At 65.1% G+C, this 14017-nt stretch carries 19 protein-coding genes and 2 tRNA genes; 2 read left to right on the forward strand and 19 right to left on the reverse strand.

All coding sequences use genetic code 11. From position 1 onward, the window contains the following. The first annotated feature begins 73 nt into the window (after positions 1 to 73). Positions 74 to 547 carry a hypothetical protein gene (locus QN350_RS02555; protein ID WP_322138889.1) on the forward strand — a complete coding sequence of 158 codons (474 nt, stop codon included), beginning with the start codon at positions 74 to 76 and terminating at the stop codon, positions 545 to 547. Here the strand turns inward: QN350_RS02555 and QN350_RS02560 are convergent. From QN350_RS02560 to QN350_RS02640, 17 genes are all read right to left on the reverse strand, one after another. Further along, positions 540 to 611, reverse strand: a tRNA-Asn gene (locus QN350_RS02560). The genes QN350_RS02555 and QN350_RS02560 overlap by 8 nt on opposite strands. A 51-nt stretch (positions 612 to 662) precedes the next feature. Then, complete coding sequence (locus QN350_RS02565; protein ID WP_322138890.1) at positions 663 to 1019, reverse strand: hypothetical protein; 357 nt, start codon at positions 1017 to 1019, stop codon at positions 663 to 665. A gap of 78 nt (positions 1020 to 1097) precedes the next feature. Next, on the reverse strand, positions 1098 to 2030 hold the full coding sequence (locus QN350_RS02570; RefSeq protein WP_322138891.1) for a P22 phage major capsid protein family protein: 933 nt from the start codon (positions 2028 to 2030) through the stop codon (positions 1098 to 1100). 17 nt (positions 2031 to 2047) lie between these two features. Next, positions 2048 to 2689, reverse strand: a complete 642-nt coding sequence (locus QN350_RS02575; protein WP_322138892.1) for a hypothetical protein — start codon at positions 2687 to 2689, stop codon at positions 2048 to 2050. A gap of 71 nt (positions 2690 to 2760) precedes the next feature. Beyond that, positions 2761 to 4329, reverse strand: a complete 1569-nt coding sequence (locus QN350_RS02580) for a hypothetical protein (RefSeq protein WP_322138893.1) — start codon at positions 4327 to 4329, stop codon at positions 2761 to 2763. Positions 4330 to 4363: 34 nt separating this feature from the next. Next, the gene (locus QN350_RS02585) at positions 4364 to 5671 is read right to left on the reverse strand and encodes a PBSX family phage terminase large subunit (RefSeq protein ID WP_322138894.1); all 1308 of its coding nucleotides are present in this window, start codon (positions 5669 to 5671) and stop codon (positions 4364 to 4366) included. Beyond that, positions 5661 to 6191, reverse strand: coding sequence for a hypothetical protein (locus tag QN350_RS02590; RefSeq protein WP_322138895.1), 531 nt, complete (start codon positions 6189 to 6191; stop codon positions 5661 to 5663). Before QN350_RS02590 ends, QN350_RS02585 begins: the two co-directional genes overlap by 11 nt. 141 nt (positions 6192 to 6332) lie before the next feature. Further along, positions 6333 to 6671, reverse strand: coding sequence for a RyR domain-containing protein (locus QN350_RS02595; protein ID WP_322138896.1), 339 nt, complete (start codon positions 6669 to 6671; stop codon positions 6333 to 6335). 441 nt (positions 6672 to 7112) lie between these two features. Beyond that, positions 7113 to 7376: a hypothetical protein gene (locus QN350_RS02600; RefSeq protein ID WP_322138897.1), complete on the reverse strand. Its 264-nt coding sequence runs from the start codon at positions 7374 to 7376 to the stop codon at positions 7113 to 7115. A gap of 115 nt (positions 7377 to 7491) precedes the next feature. Then, positions 7492 to 7566, reverse strand: a tRNA-Met gene (locus tag QN350_RS02605). A gap of 42 nt (positions 7567 to 7608) precedes the next feature. Then, positions 7609 to 7902 (reverse strand): hypothetical protein, encoded by a 294-nt coding sequence (locus tag QN350_RS02610; RefSeq protein WP_322138898.1) that lies wholly within the window; start codon positions 7900 to 7902, stop codon positions 7609 to 7611. Between the two features lie 237 nt (positions 7903 to 8139). Further along, positions 8140 to 8343 carry a hypothetical protein gene (locus QN350_RS02615; protein WP_322138899.1) on the reverse strand — a complete coding sequence of 68 codons (204 nt, stop codon included), beginning with the start codon at positions 8341 to 8343 and terminating at the stop codon, positions 8140 to 8142. Beyond that, positions 8340 to 9215 (reverse strand): hypothetical protein, encoded by an 876-nt coding sequence (locus tag QN350_RS02620; RefSeq protein ID WP_322138900.1) that lies wholly within the window; start codon positions 9213 to 9215, stop codon positions 8340 to 8342. The genes QN350_RS02615 and QN350_RS02620 overlap by 4 nt, the downstream gene beginning before the upstream one ends. Further along, positions 9212 to 9460: a hypothetical protein gene (locus QN350_RS02625; protein ID WP_322138901.1), complete on the reverse strand. Its 249-nt coding sequence runs from the start codon at positions 9458 to 9460 to the stop codon at positions 9212 to 9214. Before QN350_RS02625 ends, QN350_RS02620 begins: the two co-directional genes overlap by 4 nt. 328 nt (positions 9461 to 9788) lie before the next feature. Then, complete coding sequence (locus QN350_RS02630) at positions 9789 to 10364, reverse strand: hypothetical protein (protein ID WP_322138902.1); 576 nt, start codon at positions 10362 to 10364, stop codon at positions 9789 to 9791. Then, complete coding sequence (locus QN350_RS02635) at positions 10361 to 10540, reverse strand: hypothetical protein (RefSeq protein ID WP_322138903.1); 180 nt, start codon at positions 10538 to 10540, stop codon at positions 10361 to 10363. Before QN350_RS02635 ends, QN350_RS02630 begins: the two co-directional genes overlap by 4 nt. Next, positions 10540 to 11187, reverse strand: coding sequence for a hypothetical protein (locus QN350_RS02640; protein WP_322138904.1), 648 nt, complete (start codon positions 11185 to 11187; stop codon positions 10540 to 10542). The genes QN350_RS02635 and QN350_RS02640 overlap by 1 nt, the downstream gene beginning before the upstream one ends. Before the next feature lie 26 nt (positions 11188 to 11213). On the opposite strand from QN350_RS02640, the gene QN350_RS02645 reads away from it, so the two are divergent. Continuing rightward, entirely contained in the window at positions 11214 to 11501 is a 288-nt protein-coding gene (locus tag QN350_RS02645; RefSeq protein ID WP_322138905.1) for a hypothetical protein, read from the forward strand. Between the two features lie 2 nt (positions 11502 to 11503). Here QN350_RS02645 and QN350_RS02650 read toward each other — a convergent pair whose 3' ends face one another. Both QN350_RS02650 and QN350_RS02655 read right to left on the reverse strand, forming a co-directional pair. Next, positions 11504 to 13345, reverse strand: a complete 1842-nt coding sequence (locus tag QN350_RS02650; protein ID WP_322138906.1) for a DNA cytosine methyltransferase — start codon at positions 13343 to 13345, stop codon at positions 11504 to 11506. After that, positions 13342 to 13992, reverse strand: a complete 651-nt coding sequence (locus QN350_RS02655; protein ID WP_322138907.1) for a hypothetical protein — start codon at positions 13990 to 13992, stop codon at positions 13342 to 13344. The genes QN350_RS02650 and QN350_RS02655 overlap by 4 nt, the downstream gene beginning before the upstream one ends. Positions 13993 to 14017 lie beyond the last annotated feature (25 nt).

Here is a 14017-nt window from a genome sequence, read left to right on the forward strand (position 1 = left end):
GTGGCGACACCTTCTCGGTGTCGCCACGTCGTCGCGGGTTCGGCCATGATTGATTTGCGAACGAGGGGGACAAATGTGGGAAGCAATCGCAGCAATCGGCGTGCCAATAGTGACAGGCCTGATCGCGTTCTTCACAAGCGCGCTCGGCGCCGGCAGAGAACGTCGGCTTCGAGAACACCTTGAGCTGGCGGAGCTTGCCAAAGACAACCCGCAGGCTCGGGGTGCCCTTGACGAGCTTGTCGAATATGAGGCGTCAATTGTACTGAGGCTCGGAAAGCAACTGGCCGACCGGAAGCTTAACGTTCCGAACCTCTTCCTCTCAATCTTCTTGGCCCTGATGACCGCCGGAGTGCTTTACGCGCTGTTCTCGTGGCTTGGCACAATCTGGGGTGAATCGGCTGCATGGTTGCCGATAGGCCTGATCGCGACCGCTGGACTCTTCCTAGTGCTGCTCACCGCTGCCGGATTCAGCATGCTTTTCAAACCTTCAAAGCCAAAGAATACTGAGGCCGTGCTTTCGGGCGAGGCGAGCGCTGTCGGTGAGTAGGCAGTGTTCGGACCTGCAGCCACCTGATCAATAGTCAGAAGCTCTGCCGCTGGGCTACTACCCAAAGCATTGGCCCCGAAGCGGTGGAAGGCGCCTCGGGAACAGCATGGTGCGGCTAAGCCGCGGGGGTTCCGTTTCCAGCCGGCTCAGCGCCCGGGTCAAGCGCGACGCCTGAAGCAGTTGCTGCATCAGCGACAGCCTTCTCTGCCAGCCCTGCGATGATTGCGGCGAAATACTCGCCCTTGTTCTTCGCGGCGCCGAGGTCGATCTCCTCGCGGGCCGCGAAGGCCTTGAGCTCGCCCACGGCCCACTTCTCCGTGGGTTCACCGTCGGGGATGACGGTGGGTGTCTCAGCGGTGGGCTCAGGGACAGGAATGCTCACCCAGCGGGCGAGCGCCTCGAGGTCTTCGCGGGGTTCGTCCGAGATGATGATCTGTTCGCCCGGTTCGAGCGACTGGTATGCAACGGCCATGATGTGGTTCTCCTACCTGCAAGGTGATGAGTGTGGGGTGCGGGCGGCCGCGTGAACGACCGCCCGCGAGGTGGCGGGCTACGCCTTGTTGATGCCCTTGATGAGGACAGCGCGGGTCGCATCGAGCGTCTTCACGCCGTACAGCGTGTCGAGCGAGACGATGGTCTGCTTGTACTTGATGTCGTACTGGTAGGCGATCCGGATGCTGATGCCCTTGTAGGACACGACCGAAGCCTGCGAGCCCGGAGCGACCTCGAGCGGTGCGGACGCGAAAGCGAACGCGGTGTTGTGGAACGCCACGCCGATCTCGGTCGTCGGGTCGCCGGACACCTGAGCGCCGACAGCCTTGGGCTGGCCGATGTTCTGGGACCAGTATGGGTCGAAGCCCGACAGTCGGCGTCCGACGTACGCCTCACGGAGCGCGTCGGTGCTGCCGGACGCCTGCGCGTTCTTCAGCACGGGCGAGTCGAGCCAGCGGCCGTTCGCCACCGGGCCGATGACTGCGTTGCGGCCGAGGGCTCCGACCTTCGCGAGGTTCAGGACCACGCCGGCGTCGATGAGCGCCTCAGGGGTGTCGTACGTGTGGGTGCGGATGCCGTCTGTGCCGATGACACCGACGCTCTGCGTGATGTCGCTGCGTAGAGCGAGGATCGCACGGTCGATCTTCTGGCTGATCGCCTCCATCGCAGGGGACAGCAGCTGCTCATCGAACTTCTCGATGGACAGCGTCAGGTCCTCGGAGGTGACGTTGAACGACACGTCGGCGATCTTGTTGAGGATCACCGGGACCATGCCCTCGGTAGCGTCCTGGGGGACGATGCCAGTGGCGCGGTCGAAGTCGTTGGCGACGAAGACGGCGGGCTTGCGGATGTTGACCGTGTTGCCGATCTTCTGCGTCGCGAAGTCCGAGCTGACGTCGGTATAGACCAGCGGCAGCATGACCGTGGTCTCGTAGAGGGAAGCGAGCGCCTGCTTGGCGATCGCCTGCGGGGTGAGGAATACGTTGGCCATGGTGGCCCTTCTGGCAGCTAGTTAGCTCGCCGTGCCTGACGTTCCTTGCGGAGGTCGTCAATGGATTTCGGTCCGTCCGGGGCGGTCGAACCGGCGGGTGGTGCTTCGCCTCCACTGCGCGGGGCCACCTGGACGGCGCGGAGTTTCGGGTTGGATGTGACCGACGTCTTCACGAGGTCGTCCACCAGGGAGCGGTACTCGGGATCGGTCGTATCGATGGCCGCGAGCTTCGCCTGGAAGCTTGCGGAGTCTGTGAGGAGGTCGTAGTCGGCGCCGTGCTTGCCGACGACCTTGAGGAGGGCGTTGTCGAGTCGGGCAGCCTTGATGTCCGCGCTCTGCGTGGTGATCGTGGAGTCCTTCTCCTGAATCGCAGCGGACAGGGACTCGACTGTGGTCTCGTCCTCAGCCGCGACGAGGCCGAGCTTCTGGCCCAGTTCCTTGTACGCGGCCTCGCTGGCAGTCTTCGCGGCAGCCTCGGCGTCTTCCTTGCCCTTGACTCGGGCCGCGGCGTTCTCCTCGCGGAGCTTCTTCACGTACGCGGCATCGAAGGTCTCGACGGGCGGCGTAACGGGCTCGACCGGCGGTGTCGGCTTCGGTACCTCGACGGGCTCCACGGGGGGAGTGACCGGCTCGACGACGGGCTCAATGGGTTCGGGCATGGTTATTGCTCCTTCACGGCTCCTGGCCGTATCGGTGGACGTCTGCCCCTGCGGCAGACGGAGTGAATGGGTTAGTCGTCGATGACGGTCGGGTCAGCCTCAGGGGCCATTCCGTTCTCCGCGCGAATCATGTCGGCCTCGGTGTCAGCGTCCGTTTCGGACAGTTGCGGCTGAGCCATGGCGACCTTCGCCCGCACGGAGATGGCGCGGGCCGCGTCGAGGAGCTGGATGGTGCGAGCGCGCGCCTCCGGGTCGACCTGCGACACCTCGGCGAACTCGACCTCGGGCAGATCCTCGATGAGCATTCCGCCCATGCCCGGGAACACGAGGGCGTCGATGGCCAGCGCGGTCCGGGCGAGACGAGACAGGGCCGGCCGGACGTACAGGGCCTTCTTGTCGCGGGTGCGCTCGGAGTCCTTGAAGTCAGCGGACACCTCGGTCGCGGTCTTCTGCGTCCCGGTGCCCTTGACCCCGAAGTGCGAGACCGAGTAGCCGGTGGCCAGCGCGATCTCCCGCTTCAGCTCGTCGATCGCACCAATGTGCTCGTCGAGGCGGATGGCGAACTGGCTGATGGTGATCTGGCCGCCCTTGCCGTCGTCGACGAGGCCACCGAGAGGCGAGTACACCTGACGGCCCATCTCGAACGACGCGCCCTTGCCGGGCCCGTTGAGCTTCAGGTACGACTCGGGCACGGACAGTCGGCCCATGCCGTTGTCGAAGTCGCGCATGAGGCTGGACCAGATCGCGTTGATGCGGGAGAACAGTGGTTCGATCTTGTAGAAGTCCGAGCGGCCGAGGTTGGCGAGCACGCCCTTCTTGTCCCACTCGGGGTTCGGCAGCATGTTGGGGTAGAACTCGACAGCCAGCCAGGGCACGTCGAACTTCACGACGATGTCCATGGTTGGTGCGCCCGGCAGCAGGTCGGCGTTGGAGACGTCGATGAGGGTGCCGTAGTGCTCGGTCTCAGGGATGGCCCCGATGTTGACCTGCGAGCCCTTCAGCCCGGCCATGCCCTTCCACAGGGAGTAGGTGATGCGGCCCGGGTCGTGCCGTTCGAAGAGCCGGTAGACGGCATCCTTCTTCTCGTACTCGGTCCACAGTGTGACGGCGGAGAGGCGGCCGTAGCGGAACTCGGGGATGGCGCAGTCGGCGCGGTACGCGCGCGGCCACACGTGATCCTCGAACGCCTTGTCCCACGTGCACGCAAGGTACGCGCCACCGTGAGCGGCCGCGTACTCTCCGGAGCGCAGCAGTTCAGCGTGCGCCTGGTCGGAGCCCATGATGACCTCGAGGCGCTCCTGAGCGGCGACGCGCTCCGGGGTGGCCTTGACGTCCGCGGTGTCCTTCGAGTCGCACAGGGTGAACTCGGGGGCCTCGGCGAACAGCAGGTCAGCGGACAGCTGCGCAAGGTCGCCCGCGGTGGGGATCGTCAGCGACGAGCGGTTCTCCGGAGTGCCGAACACGCCGTTGTTGAGCGCGCCCATCAGCCCGCCCGTGTGCGGCCGGCCCTGATGCATGTGCGTTGCCGGCGTGCCGAGCTGATCGAGAAGGTTGTCGAGGTTGTTCGAGTACCACGCGTCGTAGATCGCGAGCTGCTTGAATGCTTCGTCGAACGGGGCCGGGGGGAACAGATCGGCCATGATGCCCTCCAATGGGGTGTGACCCCGCAGGGTGTTAGGCGGCGTCGAGTTCGTACTGCCAGGACGATCGGGTGGTGTGGATTCCGTACCGGCCGGCGTCGAGGGAGTGGTCGTCTTCCTTGACCACTTCGTCGTGCCCGGCTTCGGTCGCTTTCGCATCCCACCGGTACTCGGTGATCTCGGACTCGAACCCGGCACACCGCCCGCCGACGACCTTGAGTTGGTCGTTGGCCAGCAGCCCGGACACGGTGCCGATGCCCTTGAGCACGGCGTTGGAGGCGTTGGCGAGCTGCAGGTCAGGGAACTTGCGGAGCTCAGCGGAGAAGTGCGAGGCGGCCGGGTCGACGACGTGATACTCGGGGTCGAGCAGCGCTTCGTACGGGGTGTGCTTCGAGGCCAGCCACTTCACGTACTGCTTCGCCTGGTCGGAGGGCGCCATGGTGACGCCGTTGTGATCGCGGGGGTCGTAACGCCACTCGTCCATCAGGATCAGGCTGCGCTTCTTGCCCTGCTCCGGACTGGTGAGGCCGACCATGAGGGCGGCGGACGCGTTCGAGGTGCCGTAGTCGATGCCGACACCGACGACACGTTCGATGCGGGGCATCTGGTCGAACTGGATGATGTGGCGGGCAGGATCCCACATCGGGTAGACGGCGCCGGCGGCGTTCGTCCACTTGCCCAGGATCATGCGGTCGTAGAAGACGCCCGCGAAGGAGCGCTTCATCTGCTCCACATACCAGCCGGGCAGCGACGGGTTGTCGAGCATGGTGAAGGGGAAGTGGATGACGTCCTGACGGTCAGCGTCGAGGATCCACTTCTTCCGAAGCCAATGGTTCATCGACGCCGGGTTCATCGTGCCGAGCAGGCGCGCACCCTCCACCCGGAGACGGGTGATGAGCATGTCCCAGAACGGCTCGAGCAGCAGGGTCGCCTCGTCCACGTACACGAGGCCGATCGTCTTACCCTGAATGCGCTTCACGGATGCGGCGTTGTTCGCGCCGACGAGGATGATCTCCCGGCCGAGGATGTACGCCTTCGTCGCGCCAGGCGTGTACTTGATCTGCGACACCACGTTCGAACCGAACAGTTCCGCGTTCATCAGCTGCGTGAAGACGTTCGTGTAGATGGTGTCGAGGGAGTTGCCCACGATCACGATCAGGCCGTTCGTCGGCGCGTTGCGCACGGCGAGCAGGAACGCGATCAGCGAAGCGAACGTCTTCCCCGCCGACACCGACCCCGACCAGAGCGCAATGCGCCGGCTGGGACTGTCCACGATGGACAGCAGCTGCTTCTTCGAGATCCGCTTCAGCAGACCAGCGAGCATCGCCGACTCAAACAGCATCGGCGTCAGTCACCGGCGTCGAATCCTCATCCCGCAGGAGAGCCGCCGCGGCCGCCAGATTCCCCGACAGGGCATCGAGCACGCCGACCGTCGTCTCCAGACCGCCATTGTCCTTCTCGACGATGCGACTGATCTTGTCGAACACGATGGCCGTCGACGTGATGATCGTCCGACGAGCCTCCACCGGAACCGAGTCGAGAGTCTTCGATGCGAACGTGTTGTTGGAGCCGCCGAAGTTGAAGACCTCGAACGGCTTGTCGAGCATGTCCAGCATGTCGAGGGCTGCCTTGTTCAAGCGGTGCGCGAGGTTCATGCGGGCCTCAGTCAGATCGACCTGCTTCGCGACCGTCGCGGCAGCAGTCTGCGACCGATCGAAGAGCAGACCTTCCGCCTTCGCCCAGCGAGACACGGTCGCCTTCGAAGAGTCGAGGAGCTTTGCGATCTCGGCGCACGAGCGACCATCGTCGAAGAGACGGCGAGCCTCTGCGCCCTTTTGGGAGCGGAACGTTTCGCGGGCCACAATCATCACCTCGTTCGGAAGTTCGGACTGCCGTGCGACGCCTGGTCGCTCAGTGTGGGGTTGCGCTATTCGACGCCGTGCTCGCGGTCGTATTCGACGAGGTAGGCCTCTTCGATCTCGGCGTCGTTCATGGTGTTGGGCCTACTGGTGGAGGGCGAGCACGATGGCGGTGAAGAGGTCATCCTTAGTGCGCTGTTCGGCGGGGAGGTCGTCGTAGTCGACAAGGCACGGGTGTGTCTTCTCGCCGGCGTCCTTGACCTCGCCGAACGTCCAGCCGTCTGCGACCTTGAAGGCACACCAGGACTCGTGGAGTTCGCGGGGTGTTGCGCCGTCGATGGCAGCCTGCACGCCTTCGATGGCGGAGTCGCGCTGCCACTGCTCGGCGGTGTCCCACGGCTGCGAGGGTGCGGCGTCGCCTTGGAGGATCTGGAGGCGGCGGTTGGCGTCGTGGCAGACGGCGGCGATTGCTTCGAGGTTCACGGTTGCTCCAATCGTTGGAAGAGGGTCCGGCAGCACGCAGGTGGCTCAGCCCCGGAAAGGTACAGGGCCTTCAGGAGTCCTTCGCCGCAATGCACGAACGGCGTTGACGTGCGTGCCGGAAAGGGTTTTGCCACTCGCCCAGGGGTGAACGTGTGCGACCTCCTACCGTGACTGTGGAAGCTACGCACGGTGACGGCGGCCGAGTCGACCTTGATTCGGTTGGCTGACGGGTGGCAAATCAGTGGGGAAGCTGGTCGACGTCGTGCTCGCGGGGCGACTTCCGCGTCTTTCCGGGGTTTCGAAATCTCGCGGGTGGTCTAACCCCGTGTTTTCGGAGACCTTGAGGCTCAGTACAGGCTCTCGGGGACCGGCTTGTGCTTGCACTCGGTGGCAAGGATGATCACAGGCCAGATGCGGCCGCAGACCGGACAGATGCGCGGGTTAGTCGTCATCGCCGGGCACCCACGACTCGCCCACCGACTGGCGGAACTTGGTGTGCATGAAGTCCATGAGGCCGAGGGAGATGTCGGAGTCCTGTGACTCGGCAACTTCGCGCAGGTATGAGGTCTGCTGGCCCGCTTCGAGGTCTTCGCTGGTCTTGCCCTTGACCTGGAGGACGTAGCCCGTGGTGAATCCGCCGAGAGTCACGTCGGCGAAGTGAGCCTGAATGGCGGCGTCGAGTGCTGCCTTCGTTGCCACGCTCATGATCAGCCTTCCGTTGAGGTGTTCCGGCGCCCGCGCAGGTCTGCCGGCCGCGAACGGTGCACAGCCTCAGGGCAGTCTTTACTGGTTAGGGCAGCGTTGACGCGGCGCCGGATCGTTGCGGAGGCGGGATTCGAACCCGCGATTTCAGGTTTATGAGACCCGTGAGATGACCGAACTTCTCTACTCCACACTGAGCCCCGTAAGCCAGCCGGGACAACGCTGTTCGACGGTGCTAGACGCGCTCGGGCCAGCGCCACTTGCCGTATAGGCCGCCCGTGGGCAGCGTCTGGTCTTCGGGCCCGGCACTGCAGACCCAGAGAGTGTCGTTCCCATCGAGGAACGCCTGGCCGTTCACGCACTCGTTGGGCCACACGCGGACGACGATCATCGGGAAGCTGTCGCCCTCGCGAGCGACGTTCCCAGTCTTCGTGGCGTGGCCTGCCTGCGTGCGCTGGGCGTTGATCTGCTTGGCCTGCTGCTCGGTGACAGTGAATTGGACGATGCGGCCGGGGGACACTGCGGTCATGATTACTCCTTGGTGGTGGTAACTGCTGGGTGATCTATGTCCCGGTGGGACACCCGCCGGACGCCCCATGGGACACCGCGGATGCCCCACAGGGACAGGGAAAGCCCCGTCACGTCCACCGATTTCGGCGGGAAAGACTGGGGCTTTTGAACAGTTGAGACAAGTCTCCTACTGCCTTCAATCATGACACAGGTTGAAACATTGTCCACTATTTTCAATAGGACGCGCCGAAGTTTTTTACTCGTGCTTCGTCGGCACCTCACCATCGAAGATTGACCGTTCGGTCGCGATCACATCGGCACGGCGAACGAGGACGAGTCCGCGCGCCTTCATCGAGCGGACGAACCCGGCCTCTACCCACCGGAAGATGGTTCGCTCGCTGCGCTGCACGGTGGCGGCCGCCGCGCGCACCGTCGCCCAGGTCTCCGACTGCTTCGTCACGCCGGCACCCCGACCTCCGCCGCCTTCTCGGCGGCCTTCGCCTTGGCTGCTCGCGCCCGCTTGTCCAGTGCGCGCGCCTTCCGGGCCTCGGCGAGCTCGGCGGCCTTCCGCTCTCGGATCGCAGACGTGAGCACCTCGAGCTGCTGGGCGGCGATCTTCTGGTACTGCGTCTCGTCGACCTCGAACGTGCACGCCGGGTTCGAGCACACGATGTGGATGCCGTCCTCGAAGGTCAGCGGCGGCTTCCACAGGAGCGTGAGCTGGAAGCATTCCCTGCAGCGCACGTTCTGCACCTTGTGCTCGTAGTCCGCCATGGGGTGCTGCTTCATGGCCCGCTGGATGAGCAGGTAGAAGCGCACCGCGTTCTCGGCGCCGTCGATGCTGGACGTCCACAGTTGAGGATCCCGGCGGACGAAGTTGTCCGGGTCGCTGTAGTCGACGTAGCGGTCGGTGATTGCCTCGGCCTCCCACACGGTGGCGTCTGCAGGGAACCCGGGGTCGGGGTGTCCGAGCAGCATGATCAGGTCGTCCGCGGTGCGCCAGGTCATGGGCACCGGGAGGATCCACGTCGCCGAGGCGCGCACACCGTTGTTGTCGACCTGCTGTGCCCGGTCGACGGAGCAGAGGTGCGTGATCATGTCCGGGGCGATTTTGAGGGCGGCGAGCAGCTTCTCCCAGCAGTGCCAGCAGAGGAGCCCGTGGTCGGCGGGCACCGGGAGGCAGCCGCTGCACTCGACGGGTGTCGGGTACTCACATTCGGCATCACGGTTGTAGCGCCATTCCCAGCCGTCACAGTTGCTGGCGTGCTGGCCGCGCAGGGTGCACGACCTGACGTCGGGAACTGAGTTGGTGATACAGGGTAGGTAGCTCATGTGTGTTCGTCCTCGCTCTTCGTGATGTGGATCATCGGCCGGCCTTCGAAGTCGTACGCGCACGCGCCGTGCTCGCCGCATTCGGGGCAGGGCCCGTTCTGGTTGGCGATCTCTTCGATGTCGGGTTCGTCGGGTTCTTCGCCTGGGCGGATGCCGCCGAGCACGAAGGGCCAGAACTCGTCGTCGGTGAGTGACGCGCGGTAGTCGGTGGTCACACATTCCACGCCGACGATGTGCATGCTCATCTGCTCTCTCCTTCGCGCTGTGTGCGCCTATCTCCGGGCTTGGGTGGGGTTGGAACTACAGCTGTGTCATTTCCTGCCGCCGTGGCGGGAGGCTCGGGATGGCGGGCGGCGGTGGGCGTTTCCGCGTTGGCTGCCCACCCCGTCACCCAGCCGTAGAGGCCGCAGGTCGAACAGCGGACGTTCTGCCACCCTTTGGCCAGTCGAACGCGCGCCGTTTCGGCTGCACTGTTGTAGCCGCTCGGCAGCGGATGGTCGTGCAGGGTGTTCGGGCATTCGTCGCGCGGTCCCGGGCGGTCGTCCATCCCGCAGACGTACGTGGCCCCGGCCATCAGGGCTGCTCCGTACTGGGGGTGAAGAGGATACGGGCGGGGAGGTCAATCTGCGTAGTCGACCAGCATCTGCCAGCGCCGTCCCAAATAGATACCCCGTCCTTCTGGTAGGCGATATCCTCGGACATCACTACAGACTCGACCGGTAGCGCGTTCAGTTCCTCGACCGTCGTGACCTCTCGCGGCTCAGGCTGGCGTCGGTAGCCAGCGACCAGGATTGCGTCCGCCTTCTCGAAGAATTCCGACTGGAATTCGGCGACGGTTGGCGGTGGGTCGAAGATGCTGCGGCCCTTCGCAAGGTCTCCCGTCGTCGGCCACCCGAGGTCCATTCGCGGGTGGCCCCAATCCGCGCGATAGAGAAGCAGTGCCAGCGCTTCCCGTTCCGGCTCTCCTGTGGGAGGGGTGGGAAGGGATTCAAGGGCGTCTGCGAGCCAGCGGTCAAACATCGCCATGGTCTCGGGAAGGTCCAACGGCTGGATCGCGTCAACGCTCAACGCGCCCAGCCTGTACAGGTCGCGGATCTGCTCGGTCGTCGGGGTGTAGGGCATTGGCGCTGCGTGTTCTTCGTTGCTCATGATTCGTCCTTCGTGTCGTCGCTCATCGGTTGCTTCGTGTAGTGCTCGTTCTGGCGGGCGAGGTCTGCCCGTTGCTCTGCGGCCTCAACTACCTGGAGAATCTGCCGCGTTGCGATCGGTGTCATGTGGCCCTCGGATTCGAGCAGCTTGCACATGGCAGCCATCTGGGCGTGCATCAGCTGCCCGCCTTCCGGTACTCGTCAGCGAGGTCCGTCATCTCGCGGTGCACGTCCGCGTAGACCGCATCGATTGTCGACGTACCCGGTCGCTCGTTGCCCGTGGTCGGGTCAAGGTTCCAGTTCAGCGGGGGCGTGATCTTGTCCCGGACTTCCTCGATCGCGTCAGCCTTCGCCGCCACCACATCCGCAGCGGTGAACGCCTCCCGGTGCAGCGCGTCCAGCACGGACAGCCCCGACTCACGCATGGCCAGCTCGTACTGTGCGGCCCGCTTCGCCACAACCTCGTACAGGCCCGGCCAGTTGATCAGCGAACCGTTCGCAGACCGGGCCTCGGCGAGCTCGGCGGTCAGCCTGTCGATCGCCCCGCGAAGCTCGCCCTCCACGTTCGTACACTCGAACTCGTACACGTCGGCCGCGGCGTCGAACCCCCAGGCCACCTCCGTGTCGGGGTTACATGCCATCGGGTTCCGGGTGGCCTTCCGTCTTGCGACCGCTTCGTCTCTTGCCTTGCTCATAGTGCTTTCCTCTCGTAGATGTTGGTGGTCGTGCTGGAGCGCGTCGGCGACGTAGTCATAGACGCCGCCGACCGTTCGAAGGGATGCTGTGGCCGCGGTGATCTGCTGCCAGGTGGGGACGGTCGTCACGGGACCACTACGGATAGAGTGCGGACATGCAAACCATTTACTATTCCGGCACCAATTTCAGAGTCGCCGACGAGCTCGCGTGGAGCATTCAGTCGCTCATCTCCAAGCTCCAAGCAGCAGGAGGATCGGGGTTCTACTCCATTCCGGGATACGCCGAGGGGAGCGATAACCCATCTATCCTTCGCGTGCGTTTCATGGGGAACGCCCCGATCGTGTTCGCTGAATCCTTCCCGAGCCTGCCGAACGCCGCAGGGACCCTGGAGGCGATTGCCGAGATCGCGGAAAGGGTCAGCGAGCTCACGACCTCTCGGTAGGCTCATGCCGCGACCGTGAACACGGCGCCGAGCGACTCCGCGACGGCCGCGCCCAGGTCGCGAGCGTTCGGCGGCGTGACCGCGTTCCCGCTCTGCTTCACCTGCTCGCGCTTCGTGCCGAGCAGCACGTACGCACCGGCGAACCCCATGCCGCGCTTGATCTCGTCGGGGGTCAGCATCCGGAAGATGCAGTCCTCGATGTCGACCGGGCCAGTGAGCAGTGAGTAGCGGTCGACGGTGGTCAGCGTCCGGTGCGGTTCCGACACGGGCGCCGGGAGGCTCGTCCCGTAGTAGGGAACGAGCAGCGACTGGTGTCCGCCCGTGGTGAGCGTCCGCAGCGACTCGGTGGCCGGTGTGGTCATCTCGGCGCCTCCCGTGTTGTTTCGCATGACGAGGGCGTGGTGGTTACCGTTTGCCGAGACGGTGTCGATCGGCGAGGACGTTTCCTTCGCGACCCCGTGATTGCGCAGAGGGATCAGGATGCCCGTCTCGTTCCGGGTCGACTGGGTTCGGTGCGGTTCGCTCGCTCGAGCGGCCGACTTCCCCTCGCGGCCCTCGACCGGGATCAGCAGTGACGCATGCTGAACCAGCATCTGCCCTGCCCCGTCCGCAACGATCGTAGTCAGCGGGTCGCGGGTGGCATCGAGAGTGCGCTCCCTCTCGCGGAACTGGGCGAGGAACGGCGGGAACATGACGCCCTTCGTCTGCGCGGTGGTCTGCGTGTTCAGCGGACCGGCCCCGGACTGCACGGTGCCGTCGCCGCGGATGCCGTCCGTGATGATCGGCGGCAGCGCGAGCCCTTTCGAATCTCCCCAGGTGCTGATGGTGCGAAGCGGGTCAGATGTCGGGTTCGCGCGGTAGTAGCCGTCCGGGTCGAGGTAGTGCGGGTGCTTGGGGTCCGCGGCGTCGTAGACCGTTCCCGCGTTCTCGACGACGAGCGGCTTCCAGTACCGCTCGATGCCCTTCTCGATGCGCGTCATCGTCTTCGGCGACAACGGCTTGTCGCGGTCCCCGATCCGGGTGCCCTCGATGTTGAAGTCGATCGCCGACGACGCCGGCAGCCAGCCCGGCTCGACCACGGCCGCGCACTGGCCGCAGCGGAAGACGTACTGGGCCTTGTACCTGCCCCAGCGCTCCGCCTTCTTGAACACCTGGACGGCCTTCACGATGCCGTGCGTCTCGCAGAACGCGTTCGGCCGCGTCCACTTCTCGAGGTTCGGCTTCGTGTTGCCCTTCCGCCAGAACACCACGTACATCCGGTCGCGGGACTGCGGTGCCGGATCCCCGAGGGCCTGAGCGTGCATCGAGTTCACCCAGGCGATCTCGTGGTCGTATCCGAGGGACTCCATGGCCATCAGCCACGCGGGGAACTGTACCCACCGGTACGCGTCGACGACGTTCTCGATGATGATCGCCTTGTACATGTGGTACTCGGCGAAGCGAGGAACGTCCCACATGGTGGCGCGGGAGCGCACGGCCGCGGCATCCGGCAGCTTGTCGGCCATGCCCGGGAGCTGGTCCTGCGCTGCCCGCTGCCGCTTGATGCCCTTCGCCACCGAGTGGTTCGTGCACTCCGGGGACGCCCACAGGATGTCTGTCGTCGGGAAGCGGGACGGCTCCACCTGGGAGATGTCCGCGCTGTCGTGATCCGTCGTCGGGTGGTTGATCTGGTGGGAGTCGATCGCCATCTTCCAGTGGTTCGCGGCGATCACCACCCGGAAGCCCGCAGCGACGAGGCCCGACGAGGATCCGCCGGCCCCGCAGAAGAGATCCGTGACCGTGAGGCCGTTACTGACGACGGTTGCGCGGCGGAACGTCGGCCGATCCAGTGTTGCTGTGCTCATGCTGCCTTCTCCATCGTTGGTTTGGCCCGTGAGGGCCGGTTCGCTTTCCGGTACTCGGCCATGGCCGTCGTGCAGGACTTCCCGCCGCTCGTCTCTGACGGACACACCGACTTGGCGTGGCACGCGAACACCCGGTATCCGCCCGGTGTCCCGTGCTCAGGCGGGATGCGTTCCTTGACGCCATTCGCCCGCCCCTGCTTCACCTGATAGGCGTGGATCGCATCCCAGCAGGTCTCTCCGTCGGGCTTCGGACAGGGCGAGTCCTTGTGGCAGCCCGAGTTGTAGCCGTACGTGGTGCCGTGGTTGATCCGTTCCGGCGGCAGGAGGTAACGCTTGGGCCGTCGCGTCGTCGGACCCACAACACGTGGCGTCGGGAGCACAGTCACGGGTTTCGGTTTCGATGCCCGCCACGCCCGCTGCTTTGCTGCCAGGCGCGCCGCCTTCGCGGCCGAAGCGTCTGCGAGCTCCACGGCGACGATCTCCGCCGGGGTGAGTCCCGCTTGGACCCGCTTCATATACGTGTAGTCGCCGGAGTACCGCTCCCGCGCTCTCGTGCACGTGATGACGCCGGGGCAGGCGGCGCGACCGTGACAGCCGAGGTCGTAGCCGCGGGGCGTTCCGTGCGGGAAGTCGAGTGAGTCGATCATGAGGCCCCTTTCTGGGCATGAAAAA

Origin of the sequence: Cryobacterium sp. 10I5 (genome assembly GCF_035019865.1) — a bacterium.
GTDB lineage: Bacteria > Actinomycetota > Actinomycetes > Actinomycetales > Microbacteriaceae > Cryobacterium > Cryobacterium breve_A.